Origin of the sequence: Methylobacterium sp. E-046, assembly GCF_022829625.1 — a bacterium.
GTDB lineage: Bacteria > Pseudomonadota > Alphaproteobacteria > Rhizobiales > Beijerinckiaceae > Methylobacterium > Methylobacterium longum.
Genome location: NZ_JAKSYP010000003.1, coordinates 1 through 708, shown reverse-complemented (window position 1 = coordinate 708; position 708 = coordinate 1). Strand labels below are relative to the sequence as shown.

The window sequence follows — 708 nt, the reverse complement described above, 5'->3', positions numbered from 1 at the left end:
CGGGCGTTTCCTCCCAAGACTTCGGGCCGCTCCTTCGGGGGTGGCCTTTTTTCTGTCCGGGGAGGCGTATCTATCCGACGCATTAGGGGCAGACAAGCAGGATGTTGCCTGCGCTCTGCGTCGTACAGCGCTTTTGTTCTTCACGTCTTCCGCAGCGAGGATGGTAAGGGCGCTTGAACGATAACGATCATGCCGGCGTTCAAGCCCGGACCGATCGAACCGATCCGTCTGGAGGAAAACGCCATGTCGATGAAGATACTTGCCCTCGCCGCAGCGCTGTCTTTGGCTGTCACCGGGACAGCTCTTGCTCAGATGTCAGGTGGCGGCAGCGCTCAGAGCAACATGAATAATCCGGGCAGCGTGAAGAGCCCGTCGCAGAAGCGGATGGGTGGGAAGCGGGGTATGATGCGTATGAAGCATCACCGCCGTCATCACATGCGTCGGTCCCAGATGTAACCGTCGCCTGCCCCGCGGATCTGATACCGCGGGGCTCCTCCTACGCACGTTGGTCTAGCCTAGCGGCCCTTCTTGTAGAGCTTGCTCGCGATCTCGAAGATCTCTTCGGGTGCGTAGTCCGGCGCAAACGCGCCGTAGTTGCCGTCGAGTTCCGGGATCTTACCGCCTTCAGGCGCGCCGTCGACCACCTCCAGGTTGCCTGGCGGATCACCCGGCAAAGCGACCTCATCGTTGGACCAGACGCCTGCGGCT

Annotated in this window: 1 protein-coding gene and 1 pseudogene; one reads left to right on the top strand and one right to left on the bottom strand. The window is 61.2% G+C overall.

Translation table 11 applies throughout. From position 1 onward, the window contains the following. Window positions 1-189 precede the first annotated feature (189 nt). Entirely contained in the window at window positions 190-456 is a 267-nt protein-coding gene (locus MKK82_RS00020) for a hypothetical protein (RefSeq protein ID WP_243984156.1), read from the top strand. A gap of 59 nt (window positions 457-515) precedes the next feature. Here the strand turns inward: MKK82_RS00020 and MKK82_RS00015 are convergent. After that, window positions 516-708: pseudogene (locus MKK82_RS00015) on the bottom strand (manganese catalase family protein); the annotation flags it as partial.

Coding starts and splice junctions, on each gene's coding strand:
- MKK82_RS00020 (WP_243984156.1), top strand. CDS start 190: ATGCCGGCGTTCAAGCCCGGACCGATCGAACCGATCCGTCTGGAGGAA.